This is a genomic window from Parvimonas micra, assembly GCF_037482165.1.
GTDB lineage: Bacteria > Bacillota > Clostridia > Tissierellales > Peptoniphilaceae > Parvimonas.
Window position 1 is genome coordinate 1,114,658 of sequence record NZ_CP148048.1, and the last position, 15,166, is coordinate 1,129,823.

The following is a 15,166-nucleotide window of genomic DNA, read 5'->3' on the forward strand; positions in this document are numbered from 1 at the left end:
TCTACAATACTTACTATTTTGTGAATCAATAATAAAATTATTATGTAATAGAAAAGACTGTGTTAGAACACAGTCTTTTCTTATAATATTTGTTATTTTCCTAAAATACTTTTTACTTCTTCATCTTTTAATTCATAATTGTAAAATAATTTATAGAATTCTTTTACTTCTTTTTCCATATCATATTTATATATATCAGGATAAACTAAATTACCAAGCCATTTCATTCCGATTACTCTGTTTGCTGCAGGAGGTCTTCCAAAAAAGTTATAAGGTCCACTAGGTGCATAAAAAACTTTATTTTCCTTTACAGCTTTTAGATTTTTAAAAGTTGAATCACCTTTTATTTGATCAGCTAATTCTTTTGATTCAAAGATTAAGAAATCAGGATTTACTTCTGATAATTTTTCAAAAGGAATTTCATTTCCTGAACCACCTTGAACTTTTTCAACAGTAATTGCATTTTCTGCTCCTATGAATTCTATGATATCAGCATGAATAGAACCTTTTGCATTCGCAAATAATCCTGTTCTTCCTCCACCATAGTAAACTTTCTTAACATCTTTTATCTTCGCTTTATTTTCTTCAATTTCCTTATATGTTTTCTTTATATAATCTGAAAGCTCTTTTCCTCTTTCTTTATTACCTAGAACTTCAGCAAGTCTTTCAAAAGCTTCAGGTAATTTATCAAGAGTTAATTCTATAAAAACCACAGGAATTTTTAATTGTTCTTGAAGCTTATTTAAGTCTTCTTCAATTCCTTTTTTCTTTTCACCCATATCAATTATTACATCAGGTTTAGCATTAATAACAGCTTCCATATTCAGATTTGCCTTTTTGCCATAAAAAGCACCAAATTCTGGCAATTTTTTTAAATCATCTGAAATGTATTTTTCTGTACTTTGAGAAAATTTTGATGCAATTCCAACCAGCTTTTTAGGCTCATAAATATGCAGCATTACTTGTGCGGGATTCCCTGATGGTGCAACTTTTGTTATATTTTGTTTTAAAGTAACTTCTCTGCCTAAGTCATCTTTAAAAACTCTTGTTTCTTCTTTTGTTTCTGTTTGTTGTTTTTCTTCCTTCTTTTCTGCAGGTTTTGAACAAGCTGTAAAAAGAAGTCCAAAAGTTAAACAAAGCGCCAAAATTCTTTTAAACTTTTTCATATTTCCTCCTTTTCTACTACCACAATTGCTGTGTTTTTAGGTTTACAATAATATTTTGTAAAAACTTCTCCATTGTAACTATAATCTATATCTTTTACATTAGATATCATATTAATTCCTTCTTCGCCATACCATTTTTTTAAATACTTCATAACTTCTTCATTATCTTTTAAAGGTTGTCCAAATTCAAAAGTTTGTCTATAAATTTTATAAGTAACTTTTCTTTCTTCAAGAAATTTACAAATATCCTGAATTGTATTTTTATTTGGATTATGTACAATCTCATTTTCAATATCATTTCTAATTATAATCATTCTTTTAGAAAATAAATTATAAAAATTATAAAAATAATCTTCAATATTCCCAAAATGAGAGAATAAAATATTGTCCCTCTTCCCTATTTTTTCTATAAGTTCCCCATTATAGCAGTCAGAGCAAATTGTTTTAAAATTTTTAATTTTATTTTTAGCTATGCTTTGTTCCAAAAGTTTTAAAACATGCTCATCATAATCAACTCCAACTATATCACTGAAATGATTAGATAATTTCATCGGTAAAATTCCTAATCCACAACCAAAATCAACGAGACTTTCTCCTTTTGGAATGATTTTCTTTATTTCTGAAGTCATATTGTCGTGGTATTTTGTGTATTCAGAAGCAACTAAATACCATTTTATTCTATCTTCATTCCAAAACATAATCTTGTCTAACCTCCTTATAATTAGGAATACAGAATTTTCCATTTTCAGTTTCAATTAAATTTATAGGAACATTATATAGTTTTTCTAAAATTTCTTTATTTAAAATTGAAATATCTCCAAAATGACTTTCCTTATTTTTTTTAACAATCAAAATTTTATCTGCATAAGTTAATGCATGATTTGGATTATGAGTAGTAATTAAAAAACCTATATTTTTTTCCTTTAATGAATTACAAATCTCCATTATCTTAAGTTGATTGCCATAATCTAAGTTTGCAACCGGCTCATCCATAAAAATGTAGTTATTAGCTTGTAACAATGCTCTAGCAATTAACACAAGCTGTCTTTCCCCACCACTAATTTGTCTATAATTTTTATCTTTTAAATAAGAAATTCCTAAAGTTTTTAAAATTTCAACAGATTTTTCATAATCTTCCCTAGTTGTTTTATAGAAAAATCCATCTTTTTTAGAATAATTTCCCATTAAGATAACATCAATAACTTTATAGTCAAAAGCTGGAAAATGAATTTGTGGAATATATGAAATAAATCTTGAAAGTTTTTTACTATCTAATTCTTTTAAATCAAAATCATCAATAATTACATTTCCATTTTTTATAGGAATAAGTTTTAAAAGTGCTTTTAATAAAGTTGATTTTCCGGCTCCATTTTCTCCTAAAATGCAGATTATTTCTCCTTTATTTAATGAAAACACAATATCTTTTAGTATTTCATTATTCCCATAAAAAACATTTAAATTTTTAACCTCTATCATAATCTCTACCTTTTTTATAAATCAAATACAAGAATATTGGAGCACCGATAAAAGAAGTAACTATCCCTATTGGAATTTCAGAAGTAGTAATATTTCTACATAAAATATCTACGACAAGTAAAAAACTAGCTCCTAAAAGTCCAGATTCAGGAATTACAAATCTATAATCATCCCCAAAAATAAGTCTTGAAAAATGTGGTATTACAAGTCCAATCCAACCTATTATACCTGTAACCGCAACACTTGAAGCAGTCATTAATGTTGCAAAAAATATTATAATAAATCTTATTTTTTCAGTATTAAGTCCAAGTGTTTTAGCCTCTTCTTCACCCATTGTAAAAATATTTATTTCTACTTTATAAAGATTAGATACAATAAGTCCTGTTACAATTGGGAAAAAGATAAATTTAAAGTCTATCATTTTTACAGAAGCCAAAGAACCCATAAGCCAATATGTTATGCTTGGCAATTGGTTTTCTGTATCAGCAACAAGTTTTACAAAGGAAATTAAAGATGAAAATAAACTTCCTATCATCATTCCAGTTAAAATAAGCCCTAAAATTCTATCGCTTCTAAAAATTTTACTTAAAGTGTAAGTAACAAAAACTGAAATAATACCTAAACTAAAAGATAATAGTGTTATTTCAAAAAAATTAAAATACATAAGTATTCCAAATGCACTACCAAATGCAGCAGCTTGAGTTGTTCCTAAAATGTCAGGACTAACCATAGGATTTTTTAAAAGTCCTTGATATAATGCTCCACTTGTAGAAATTCCTGCTCCTACTAAAATTGCACATAAAACACGAGGAATCCTTATATTCCAAATCACCGTACTTGCAGGTGAATTATCAACTATTCCATAAAAAAATCTATCTGTTATCACTTTTATTACATCGAAAAATTTAATTGGATATCGACCAATACTAAAAGAAAAAATAAAAGCCAAAACTAAAAAAAACACTAAAAATAAGAACTTAATCCTTACTTTTTTATCAACCATAACTATGTTCTCCAAAAAATATAACGTTATATAAATTATAAATTATTAATATGAAAAAGTCAACGAATTTCAGTCTTTGTTTATGGCTAACTATGTAGTAAAGTCAAAATTTTAAACAAAAAAATAGTAAAACAATTTGATGATTTACTGTTTTTTTACAACCTTTAATGAATTGATTTTTATTGCGAAGCAACAAGGTTCTTGGGCACTCTCTATACAAAACATCGTGTAAAGTTGTCGTTCCTATCGATATAAGATATCATAACTATTAACAAACTTTTTCACATAAAAGCTTGACAGTTATAAAAGTTTCAAATATACTTATTGTAAGGAGTACATCGCATAAAAAATAGGAGGTGCTATTATGATATCAAGAGAATTACATTTTAGGATATTACTTATTATTCTTATAGTACAAAATATATATATTTATAAGAAGTATGTTATACCGACTATGAAAAATAATGGAACTTATGAAAAATATAAATGGTATTCCAGAATCGGCTCAATAGTTATGGCTTTAATTATTGTTTATGCAATATATTTTTTGTTTTTTGCTCGATAAAATCAAATTAACATAAGACCCCCACACTTCCACGATGCTTCGCATCGGGTAGGTTCGCGGGAACCTTGTTGTTTCACAATAAAAAAATAGACAATATTTTAAATTGTCTATTTTTTAATTCTGATATTTAATTGATAATTTTCTTAATTGAATTTTAATCAAGTCTAAAAAATTCTTCTAATGTGATATTATTTTTTAACATTTTATTTGCGTTTTCTACACCAACATAACGAAAATGCCATGGTGCAAACTTAAAATTTGTTATATCTTCCTTGTTTTCAGGATAGCGAAGAATAAATCCATATTTATGAGCATTTTTTATAAGCCAGTGAAATTCTTCAGTTTCTTTAAATGCTTCTGTTAAATTTTTTTCTTCATCTTTACCAATTATATCTAAACTTTGTCCTATTTGTGATTCATTATGCCCTGGTGCAGCATACATTGCATAAATAACAGCTCCATCAGGTTTTGGTGCATTTTTATGAATTTCTTTTTGCTCTTCATAACTTACATAATCTTTAGATAAATTAAGAGTTATTTTTTCTCTATTTGCATCTACTTTCATTAATTCAAATTGCTTTTCAACAAATTTATCCATTTGTGGATTAAAATCACTTGGCAATCCATATTCAGTATTTACTAAAAGTATTCCCTTTATAACTTTAAAATTTTTATCTTTGGATACATCTTCAATATTTTTACTCTTAACAAAATAAAAATTATCATTATATTTTATTTTACTTACTCCATCTTTATAGCCATAAACTTCAAGATACTTTTCCTTATCAATTTTACCTTTTTGAATAGAAAGATTTGCATTTTCATAAATAGGAGTTTTTTCCAAAGTTTTTGCATAATTTGTTAAAATATCTGAAAAATCTGTAACTTCAGGCAAAGATAAATTTTCAAAATTATAAGGTAAATCTTTTTCTATTTCCGACTTTTTATTTTTATTTTTAGTATATAATGAAAATACTACATAGGAAATAATTAATACAAAAATTGCTACTATAAAAATAAGTCTTCTACTTTTTGTCTTTTTCAAAATTACCCTCTATCTTATTATATCTTAATACATAATTAAAGGGATTTAGAAATCTAAATCCCTTTAAACTACTTTTTATTCAACATCTAATACTTTTCTTCCTTTATACATTCCTGTGTCAGGATTAACTCTGTGAGGTACAACCAATTCATTAGTTTCAGGATCTCTAACTAGAGCCACTTTAGGTAGTCTATATGAAGATGCTCTTCTCTTATCTCTTCTTGCTTTTGAAGTTTTTCTCTTAGGTACTGCCATTATAACACCTCCTCTGAATTCTTATAACATATACCTCCGTTTTAAACGGATAACAGAAGTATTATACTACAAAAAATTTAATTTGTCAACATTATTTTACTAAATTCATAGTATCTCTTGCAATCATTAATTCTTCATTTGTAGGAACTACTAGGACTTTTACTCTTGAATTATCAGCTGAAATAACAGCTTCTTCTCTTGTATCATTTTTAGCATCATCAATAATAATTCCATATTCTTCCATATTTTCTAATATTAATTTACGCATTGAAGCTGAATTTTCTCCAATACCACCGGCAAATGAAATAGCATCTACGTGACCTAATTCAGCCATAAATCCACCAACATATCTTCTTACTCTTGTGATAAACATATCTAAAGCAAGTTGTGCTCTTTCATTTCCTTTTTCAGCTGCTTCTTCTAAATCTCTAAAGTCTGAGCTTAATCCTGAAACTCCAAGAACTCCGGATTTTTTATTTAAAATTTGATTCATTTCATCAGCTGAATATCCTTTTTCATTCATTAAGAATGTCATAACTGTAGGATCTAAATCTCCACTTCTTGTTCCCATTACAAGTCCTTCTAACGGAGTTAATCCCATTGTTGTATCATAACATTCTCCGTTTTTAATTGCAGCGATTGATGATCCATTTCCTAAGTGAACAGTAATAATATTTAAGTTTTTCTTATCTGTATTTAACAATTCAGCAGTTCTTAAAGTTACATATCTATGGCTTGTTCCATGGAAACCAAATTTTCTAAGTCTATAATCTTCATAGTATTCATAAGGAATCGCATACATAAATGTTCTTGCTGGCATTGTTTGATGGAATGCTGTATCGAATACTGCAACATTTTGTTTTCCAGGAACTAAGCTTTCACAAGCTTCAATACCCATTAAATTTGCTGGGTTATGTAGTGGTCCAAATTTAATAAATTCTCTAACTTTTGCTTTTACATTTTCATCAATTATACATGATGCTGTTAATTTATCTCCACCATGAAGTACTCTATGTCCAATTGCATTAACTTCATCTAAGCTCTTAACAACTCCATATTTTTCATGAACTAAAGCATCAAATACATGTTTAATAGCTGCTGTATGGTCTTTCATTGCTTCTTCAACAACTAATTTTTCATTTCCAACTTTGTGAGTTAATTTTGAACCTTCTATTCCGATTCTTTCAACTAATCCTTTACATAATACACTTTCATCAGTCATATCAAATAATTGATATTTTAAAGATGAACTTCCACAGTTAATAACTAAAATTTTCATTAATTTCCTCCTAATTTTTAAAAAAGCATATTTTACATACATAGATATTTTACTATTTTGAGCTGAATAAGTCAATACAATTTTTTATTATAATCTAAAATCACCAGCTATTATTCTTCGAAAATATCAAATTTTTCTTTTTTAATGGTATTTTTTCTTTGCTTAAGAATTCCCATGATAAAAAATACAGTACCACAAATAACAAAAATTGTTCCGAAAATTGCAGTTATCCAAAATGGTGCATTTTTTTCTTTAATATATTTTAACATTGAAATTAGTAACATAATTCCAATAGCAAACTGTGAAACTCCAATAGAAATAAACATTGAATATCTTTTTCTAATTTGCTTATTAATATCTTTACTTTCTGTATATAATTCCAATGGTCCATGCGCTTTATTTTTTCGCATATATACTCTTCCAGCATATTCTGCAACTATAGTAATTCCACTTTGTTCTAAAAAATTAAGATACTCTTTTTTCTTGTCTCCATGATAGTTTGGAATATCAATTTTATATTGATACTTAGCTGGTGAAACATCTTCAAACTCATAATTTCCATTGCTATATCCTATTAACATAAGTCCACTTTCACCTTGTTCATTTAACCATTCTTCTTCTTTACAAATATCCAAAAAAGTCTTTTTAACTGTTGTTTTCATTGTTTTTCTCCTTTACTGTTCTCGCATTTTTCAATAATTCTTCTAAACGAATAAGTTCTAACTCAAAATATTTTTTTCCTGTATCTGTTATAATATATTCTATTTTTCTATCTTGAGGTTCATTATCCAACTGTCTAATCCAGTTCTTTTTTTGTAGTGTGTCTAATGCCCCATAAAGTGTTCCTGCTCCAAGATTTACTCTATTATCAGTCATCTCTGCAATATCTTTCATTAAAGCATATCCATGAGCTGGGTTATGAAGACGAAGTAAAATATAAAAAACAGATTCTGTTAAAGCTCCACTATTAGTTTGTCTTCCCATTATTTCTCCTTTCTATTACGTTTTATGATATATCGTAATTAAAGTATATCATAAAAAGTAATAGTTGTCAACACTTTAATAAAAAAATTTTTTATTTGTAAAATATAGTAAAATCAGCAATAATAGGATATTTTATTAAGAGATTCTTGTTGTTTCACAATAAAAAAAGCAGAAATTTTTTTAATCTCTGCCTTCTATAATATTATTTTTTAAAATTTATTTTATTTTCATTACCATTAATAAGTCTTACAATATTACTTTTATGTCTATATATACTTAAACTTGCTAAAAGAAAAAATGTTAATAAAACATAAATATTTCTATATTTAAAAAATATATATGATATTGGCAATACTAAAGTTGTTGTAAGTATTGACCCCAATGATATATATTTCGTCAATACAACTATTGTAATAAATAGTATAATTGCTACAATTGCAATTTTATAGTCTAAAAATATAATAAATCCAAAAGAGGATGCAATACCCTTTCCACCTTTAAAATTCAAAAACACAGGCCAATTATGCCCTATAACCACAAAAATTCCAGCTAATAGAACACCATTTAATCCTAATAGCTTCATTCCTATAAAACAAGCTAAAATTGATTTTAAAAGGTCAACAATAAATGTTAGAGCTCCTGCCTTAATTCCAAAGACTCTTAATGCATTCGTCGTTCCCGCATTTTTACTTCCATAATCTCTAATATCTTTATTAAATAACAACTTTCCAAAAATCATTCCACCAGATATATTACCTAAAAAATAAGCAATAATTATACAAAATATAAAATTAAACATTTTCTTCTCCCCTTGCTCTAAGTTCAAAAACTATAGGAGAAGAAGTAAATGAAAAATTCTTTCTAATTTGATTTTCTAAATATCTCAAATATGAAAAATGCATCAACTCCACTTTATTAACAAATATTACAAACTTCGGTGGTCTAACCGAAACTTGACTTGCATAAAATATTTTTAGTCTTTGTCCTTTATCAGTAGGTGGTGAATTATGAACAACTGCATCATTTATAATATCATTTAAAATCCCAGTTGAAATTCTTGTACTATAATTTTCATCTGCAATTCTTATAGCGTCAAATAATTTATCAATTCTTTGCCCTGTTTTAACTGAAATAAAAACAAGTTGTGCATACGGAACAAAGCTTAATTTAGTTCTTATATCATCTTCAAAAGCTTTATAAGTTTTATTATCTTTAACGATTAAATCCCATTTATTAACTGCGATGATTAAAGATTTATTTTGTTCTTTAGCAAAACCAATAACTTTTGTATCCTGTTCCGTAACACCTTCTGTAGCATCAATCAAAAGAATTGCAATATCTGATCTTTCAACTGCATTTAAAGTTCTTACTACACTATATCTTTCCAAGTTTTCAGTTATATTCTTTTTTCTTCTTAGCCCAGCAGTATCAGTGAAAATGTAAGTTTTTCCATCAATTTCAACTCTAGAATCTATAGAATCTCTTGTAGTTCCGGCAATATCAGAAACAATCATTCTTTCTTCCCCAAGAATTCTATTCATTAAAGAGCTCTTACCTACATTAGGTTTCCCAATTAATGCAATTTTTGTTACTTCATCTTCTTCCCCTGTATATTTATTTTCAGGAAATTCTTTTATAATTTCATCAAGCAAATCTCCAAGTCCAAAACCTTGAGTCGCAGATATAATATTCAAATTTTCAAAACCAAGCTCATAAAACTCATAAACTTCTGCAGGCATTTTATGAGTATCAACTTTATTTACAGCTAGAACAACTGGCTTTTTAGTTCTTCTCAAATAGTTTGAAATTTCTCTATCTTCATCCATTAAGCCACTTTTCCCATCCACTACAAATAAAATTACATCAGCATTTTCCATTGCAACATCAGCTTGAGCTTTAATTTTTTGTAAAATAATATCATCACTATTAGGCTCAAGTCCTCCTGTATCGCAAAGAATAAAATGTTTATTTTGCCATTCAGCATCTTGATATAATCTATCTCTCGTAACACCGGGAGTATCTTCAGTAATAGCAATTCTTTTATTTATAAGTTTATTAAAAAGTGTTGATTTCCCAACATTTGGTCGTCCAACTACACAAACTAAAGGTCTTTCCATAAATTCACCTCCACTTTCTTAATATATTTTAACATATTTTGTTATTTAAAAAAATAAGCTCCTACAAAGGAGCTCATTATTATACTGGATAAATAGAAACTTGTTTTTTATCTCTACCTTTTCTTTCAAATCTTACAACACCAGAAACTTTAGCAAAAAGTGTATCATCTCCACCCTTACCAACATTTACTCCTGGGTGTATTTTTGTTCCACGTTGTCTAACTAAAATATTTCCTGCAAGAACGAATTGTCCATCCCCTCTTTTAGTACCTAATCTTTTAGCTCTACTATCACGACCGTTCTTAGTACTACCTAAACCTTTTTTACTGGAAAAAAGTTGTAAATTAATTTTTAACATACTCTACACCTCCTTATAATAAATCTCAATATATTTATTATATTCTTCTTTCAATGATATAATGCCAACTTCAAAAGTTTTTATTATCGTCTGAATATCTCTAACCTTAGCTTCATCTAAATTTTCAATATCTATCATCATCTTTAAATAACCATCTCCTACATCAATATCCATATACTTAGGGTCTATGGAACAGATTTTTTCAATAGAATTTGGTGTATTCATAGATAAAATAGATAATGATGCACAGAGAATATCATTCTCTTTACTAAAATCAGCATGTCCATCCATTTCAAATCCGTAATATAAATCTTTTTTCTTAAAAATATAAATATCAGTCATTAAAATGCAATACTTTCAATTTTAACTTTTGTAAATGGTTGACGATGTCCTTTTTTCTTTCTATAATTTTTCTTAGCTTTGAACTTGAAAATTATAACTTTCTTTCCTCTTCCATGTCTTTCAACAGTTCCTTCAACCTTAGCTCCTTCAACCAATGGAGAACCAACTTTAATATCTCCATCTTTAGAAACTAAAAGAACTTTATCAAAAGATACTTTAGAACCTTCTTCAACATTTAATTTTTCAACAAAAATGCTTTGTCCTTCTTCAACTTGGTATTGTTTACCACCAGTTTCAATTATTGCGTACATAGTGCACCTCCTCATTCTTAAGTCTCGCCGAAATTAGGTGCTATGCTTTAAAAACCTAATCCGTGCGGTAACACAACAAGTAGTATATCATAAAAATAACAAAAAATCAAGATTTTTCAAAAAATTTTATATTATTTTAATTTTATGGTATAATAATTTATATTATTTTAAAAATAAGATAAAAGTAATTATATAAAAATCAAAATGATTGTTCTTTGAGGAGGTTTTTTATGTCAGAGAAAAAAATAAGAAGTATACAATCAAAACCTAAAAATAAGAAGCAAAGTTCTGGAAAATCAATTTTCAAAATTTTAACCATAACTATATTGACTATTCTTATGCTTGGAGCAGGAATTACAGGAATTTTTGCAACAACATTCGTAGATATTATGAAAGATGCTCCAGTTGTTGATACGTCTAATATAAATGAACTAATGATTCAATCTTCTAAAATTTTAGATAGAGATGAAAATGTAGTTGAAAAAATAGAAAACTTAGAAAATAGAACAATTGTAAAACTAAGCGATGTTCCTGAACATTTGGTAAATGCTTTTATTTCTATTGAAGACGAAAGATTTTATACACATAAAGGTGTTGACCCTATTGGTATTGCAAAGAGTCTTTTCGATACTGCTAAAGGTAGACTTAGAGGTGGTTCAACAATTGCTCAGCAATTAGCTAGAAACTTATACCTTTCTAACGAAAAGAAAATAGAAAGAAAATTAAAAGAAGCATATCTTGCAATTAAAATTACAGATAGTTTAAAAAGAGAAGGTGTTCTTGAAGCCTATTTAAATAGAGTTTTCTTAGGACAGCATTCCTATGGTGTGCAATCAGCAAGTCAAGGGTATTTTTCAAAAGATGTAAAAGATTTGACTATTGCAGAATCTGCACTTCTTGCAGCTATTGTTCAAAGTCCATCAAACTATTCTCTATATAAGACTATTAAGCCAGAAAATGTAAATGATGAATCTTCTGTTATAAAAGATTTAAACATCAATGGTCAAGTTTATAAAGCAGTATATAATCCTAAAGTACTAGATAGACAAAAATATGTTTTGAAAAAAATGTATCAGCTTAAGAAAATAACTAAAGAAGAATATGAAGAAGCTCTTAAAGAAGATGTATTTGCTGCTATCAAGCCTAATAAGGGATTTGAGAGAGAGGTTTCAACTTACTTCACAGAATACGTTAAATACCAAGTTGCTGAAAAGTTAATGAAAAAGTATAATTATACAAAAGAAGAAGCCTGGAATAAAATATACAATGGTGGTTTGACTATTCATTCTACAATGGATCAAACTATTCAGAAAAATTTAGAAAATCTTTATAGTGATTTTGCAAATGTTATGAAGGCCCCAAAAAGTGGTGGACCTGCATTTGCTTCATTTAAAAGAGATAGATCGAATAATATAACTGATTCTAATGGAAAGATAATATTATATAAAAAATCTAATATTATCGATGGAAATAATAATATTATAATTCCAAAAGGAGAATTTACCATAAACGAAGATAAATCTTTGGAAATTAAGAGTAATAGAATTTCCATGTACCAAAATGTTTTAGCGGTATCAAGTTTCTATACTATTAATAACCAAAACAATCTTGTAACCCATGGAATAGGAAGTTTTCAAGTTCCTGAGGAAAATTTAACTATTGAAAATGAAAAAACTTTTAAAATTTCTGCAAGTTTCTTTGAAACTTATAAAGATTTTTATAATGTAAATGATAATGGAGATTTAACTTTAAACTCAAAATACTTCCAAATAGATGAAGATGGAACAGTTCAACCACAATCCTCTTCTGTAGTAATAGACCATACTAAAGGCGAATTAATTGCAATAATTGGAGGTAGAGAAACAAAAGGTAATCCTCTAAATAGAGCTTATAGAGTTCCGAGACAACCAGGTTCTACTATGAAACCTATCGGAGTATATACACCTGCACTTGATAATGGATATACTGCTGCTACTGGAATTGAAGATGCTCCACACTATAATGATAAGCACGAATTGTGGCCAAAAAACTGGTATAATGGTTATAGAGGTCTTCAAACGCTTAGAGAAAGTATTGTTCAGTCTATAAACGTAAATGCAGTTAAAACGCTAGAGAAAATTGGAATTGAAAAATCAAAAGAATATTTGAAAAGATTTGGTTTAATAAATGAAGAAAATGAATTAGATGATACTTATGTTTCAAGGTCAGAAAATATTGAATATAATGACGAAAACTTATCAAGTATGGCTTTAGGTGGTATGACAAGAGGTATGACTAACTTAAAAATGACCGCTGCTTATGCCTCAATAGCAAATGATGGAAAATACCTTGAACCTATTTCATTTACAAAAGTAGTCGACTCTACAGGTAAAGTGATTTTAGAACCAGATCAAAAGCAAAGAGAAGTTACGTCAAATGCTAATGCTTTTATTATGAGAGATATACTTAAAGGAGTCCCTGATGCTATGGCACCTGGTGCTAAACATCCAACAATAGAAGTTGCTGGTAAAACAGGTACTACAAGTGACCTTAGAGACTCTTGGTTCGTTGGTTTTTCACCTTATTATACTATTGGAACATGGATTGGATTTGATAATCAAAATATAGAACTAAATAATAATAATTCTATGGCAGCAACCCTTTGGGGAAAAGTTAATAAGATAGTCTTAGAAGGTAAAAAGGCAAAGAAATTTGACCCACCTCCTGAAAATGTAATTAAGAAATACATTTCAGTCAGATCAGGATTGTTAGCTACAGAAGGATCAGGAAAAGCTGTTTATGAATATTTTGTAAAAGGTACTGAACCTACAAAATTTGAACAATCATATTTTGTTTATTATAAGATTGATAAAAGAAATGGAAAATTAGCTACTGAATCTACTCCAAAGCAATATGTTGAAGAGAGAAAATATTATATTAAAGCTAGTGCTTATAAACCAGGTAAAACTGATTATTCTAGAGATGACTTTATTAATCCACCTCCATCAGATGTATCTGATATAGTAGATGATCCAAATACAAATAACAATAACAATAATAATAATAATAACAACAGTAATAATAACAACAATAATAATAATAACGATAGTAATAGTAATACTAACGATACTAATACTAACGATACTAATACTAACACAAATGAAAATAACAATCCATAAAAAAAAAGAGTTGCAATCGCAACTCTTTTTTAGTATACTTCATCGATTATTCCGCCACCTATTACAATATCATCCAAATAAAACACAGCTGATTGTCCTTTGTTCGGGGCTCTTACTTGTTTTTCAAATTCTACAAATAACTCATTATTTTTATAGAATAATAATCCTTTAGTTTCATTTTGACCATGTCTTACTTTTACACTAACTTCCAAAGGCTTTTCTAAAGTATCAAAAGGTATAAAATTTTCTTCCCTTATTTTTATTTTATCTTTATAAAGTGCATCTTCATCCGATAATGTTACTGTATTATCTATTGCATTTATCTTAGATACAAATACTCTTTTACCCAGTGCAATTCCAAGACCTTTTCTTTGACCAACAGTATAGTAAACTATACCTTTATGTTTTCCAAGTTTATTTCCCTTTTCATCAATAAAGTATCCTTCTTTTATCAATTCGGGATTCCTTTGTTTAATAAAAAGACCATGATCTCTATTTTGAACAAAACAAATTTCTTCACTATCTTTTTTTGAATAAGTCAAAATATTTTCATCTTTAGCAATTTGTCTTACTTCTTCCTTTTCTAAATCTGCAAGTGGAAATAAAGTCTTTGATAAAACTTCTTGACTTGTATTGTATAAAAAATAAGTTTGATCTTTTTTAGAGTCTTTAGCTCTTTTTAATAAGTATCTATTATAATTTTTATCAAATTCAACTTTTGCATAATGTCCAGTAGAAATAAAATCAGCCTTTAGAGGCTTTATTTTTTCCACAAAGCTATTAAATTTAATGTATTTATTACAAGCAACACAAGGATTCGGAGTGTAACCAAGAGAGTACTCTCTTACAAAATTTTCAATTACTTTTCTATCAAATTCTTCCCTAAAGCTCATTGTATAATGCTTTACTCCCATAGCTTCAGCAACAATTTTTGCATCCATAACAGAGGATAAAGAACAACAGCCTTTTTCTTCATCATAAAGATGTCCTTTAGGTACTAAATTCATAGTAACTCCAATTACTTCATAACCTTCTTCCAATAACAAATGGCAGGCAACACAACTGTCGACCCCGCCACTCATTCCTAAAATAACTCTTTTATTCAAA

General features: G+C 27.9%; 17 protein-coding genes. 2 read left to right on the forward strand and 15 right to left on the reverse strand.

Going from position 1 to position 15,166, the window contains the following annotated elements; genetic code table 11:
* Window positions 1-92: 92 nt before the first annotated feature.
* Genes WFJ11_RS05390 through WFJ11_RS05405 form a run of 4 tightly spaced genes read right to left on the reverse strand, consistent with a single transcriptional unit; the run spans window position 93 to window position 3,645 of the window.
* Window positions 93-1,166 (reverse strand): ABC transporter substrate-binding protein, encoded by a 1,074-nt coding sequence (locus WFJ11_RS05390; protein ID WP_338817079.1) that lies wholly within the window; start codon window positions 1,164-1,166, stop codon window positions 93-95.
* Window positions 1,163-1,864 (reverse strand): class I SAM-dependent methyltransferase, encoded by a 702-nt coding sequence (locus WFJ11_RS05395; RefSeq protein WP_338817080.1) that lies wholly within the window; start codon window positions 1,862-1,864, stop codon window positions 1,163-1,165. The genes WFJ11_RS05390 and WFJ11_RS05395 overlap by 4 nt, the downstream gene beginning before the upstream one ends.
* Window positions 1,851-2,642 (reverse strand): ABC transporter ATP-binding protein, encoded by a 792-nt coding sequence (locus tag WFJ11_RS05400; RefSeq protein WP_338817081.1) that lies wholly within the window; start codon window positions 2,640-2,642, stop codon window positions 1,851-1,853. The genes WFJ11_RS05395 and WFJ11_RS05400 overlap by 14 nt, the downstream gene beginning before the upstream one ends.
* Window positions 2,629-3,645, reverse strand: a complete 1,017-nt coding sequence (locus WFJ11_RS05405) for an iron ABC transporter permease (RefSeq protein WP_338817082.1) — start codon at window positions 3,643-3,645, stop codon at window positions 2,629-2,631. Before WFJ11_RS05405 ends, WFJ11_RS05400 begins: the two co-directional genes overlap by 14 nt.
* A 364-nt stretch (window positions 3,646-4,009) precedes the next feature.
* On the opposite strand from WFJ11_RS05405, the gene WFJ11_RS05410 reads away from it, so the two are divergent.
* Complete coding sequence (locus WFJ11_RS05410; RefSeq protein ID WP_338817083.1) at window positions 4,010-4,210, forward strand: hypothetical protein; 201 nt, start codon at window positions 4,010-4,012, stop codon at window positions 4,208-4,210.
* Between the two features lie 154 nt (window positions 4,211-4,364).
* Here WFJ11_RS05410 and WFJ11_RS05415 read toward each other — a convergent pair whose 3' ends face one another.
* From WFJ11_RS05415 to rplU, 10 genes are all read right to left on the reverse strand, one after another.
* Window positions 4,365-5,255, reverse strand: a complete 891-nt coding sequence (locus WFJ11_RS05415; RefSeq protein ID WP_338817084.1) for a M15 family metallopeptidase — start codon at window positions 5,253-5,255, stop codon at window positions 4,365-4,367.
* A 75-nt stretch (window positions 5,256-5,330) separates the two neighbouring features.
* Window positions 5,331-5,510 carry a 50S ribosomal protein L32 gene (gene rpmF / locus WFJ11_RS05420; RefSeq protein WP_004832204.1) on the reverse strand — a complete coding sequence of 60 codons (180 nt, stop codon included), beginning with the start codon at window positions 5,508-5,510 and terminating at the stop codon, window positions 5,331-5,333.
* A gap of 91 nt (window positions 5,511-5,601) precedes the next feature.
* Entirely contained in the window at window positions 5,602-6,789 is a 1,188-nt protein-coding gene (locus WFJ11_RS05425; RefSeq protein ID WP_338817086.1) for an acetate kinase, read from the reverse strand.
* 110 nt (window positions 6,790-6,899) lie between these two features.
* Window positions 6,900-7,451: a DUF2812 domain-containing protein gene (locus WFJ11_RS05430; protein ID WP_338817088.1), complete on the reverse strand. Its 552-nt coding sequence runs from the start codon at window positions 7,449-7,451 to the stop codon at window positions 6,900-6,902.
* Window positions 7,435-7,773: a PadR family transcriptional regulator gene (locus WFJ11_RS05435; RefSeq protein ID WP_313961053.1), complete on the reverse strand. Its 339-nt coding sequence runs from the start codon at window positions 7,771-7,773 to the stop codon at window positions 7,435-7,437. Before WFJ11_RS05435 ends, WFJ11_RS05430 begins: the two co-directional genes overlap by 17 nt.
* A gap of 202 nt (window positions 7,774-7,975) precedes the next feature.
* Complete coding sequence (gene plsY, locus WFJ11_RS05440) at window positions 7,976-8,572, reverse strand: glycerol-3-phosphate 1-O-acyltransferase PlsY (protein ID WP_338817089.1); 597 nt, start codon at window positions 8,570-8,572, stop codon at window positions 7,976-7,978.
* Window positions 8,565-9,890, reverse strand: coding sequence for a ribosome biogenesis GTPase Der (der, locus tag WFJ11_RS05445; RefSeq protein ID WP_338817090.1), 1,326 nt, complete (start codon window positions 9,888-9,890; stop codon window positions 8,565-8,567). The genes plsY and der overlap by 8 nt, the downstream gene beginning before the upstream one ends.
* A gap of 79 nt (window positions 9,891-9,969) precedes the next feature.
* The gene (gene rpmA, locus WFJ11_RS05450) at window positions 9,970-10,248 is read right to left on the reverse strand and encodes a 50S ribosomal protein L27 (protein ID WP_004832215.1); all 279 of its coding nucleotides are present in this window, start codon (window positions 10,246-10,248) and stop codon (window positions 9,970-9,972) included.
* A gap of 3 nt (window positions 10,249-10,251) precedes the next feature.
* Entirely contained in the window at window positions 10,252-10,590 is a 339-nt protein-coding gene (locus WFJ11_RS05455; protein ID WP_338817091.1) for a ribosomal-processing cysteine protease Prp, read from the reverse strand.
* Window positions 10,590-10,901 carry a 50S ribosomal protein L21 gene (rplU, locus tag WFJ11_RS05460; protein WP_004832219.1) on the reverse strand — a complete coding sequence of 104 codons (312 nt, stop codon included), beginning with the start codon at window positions 10,899-10,901 and terminating at the stop codon, window positions 10,590-10,592. The genes WFJ11_RS05455 and rplU overlap by 1 nt, the downstream gene beginning before the upstream one ends.
* A gap of 230 nt (window positions 10,902-11,131) precedes the next feature.
* Here rplU and WFJ11_RS05465 point away from each other — a divergent pair, with 230 nt between their 5' ends.
* A complete protein-coding gene (locus tag WFJ11_RS05465) occupies window positions 11,132-14,059 on the forward strand; it encodes a transglycosylase domain-containing protein (RefSeq protein WP_338817093.1) in 2,928 nt (975 codons plus the stop codon).
* Window positions 14,060-14,088: 29 nt separating this feature from the next.
* Here the strand turns inward: WFJ11_RS05465 and mnmA are convergent, their stop codons facing one another.
* Window positions 14,089-15,165, reverse strand: a complete 1,077-nt coding sequence (gene mnmA / locus WFJ11_RS05470; RefSeq protein ID WP_338817094.1) for a tRNA 2-thiouridine(34) synthase MnmA — start codon at window positions 15,163-15,165, stop codon at window positions 14,089-14,091.
* Window position 15,166: the final 1 nt, after the last annotated feature.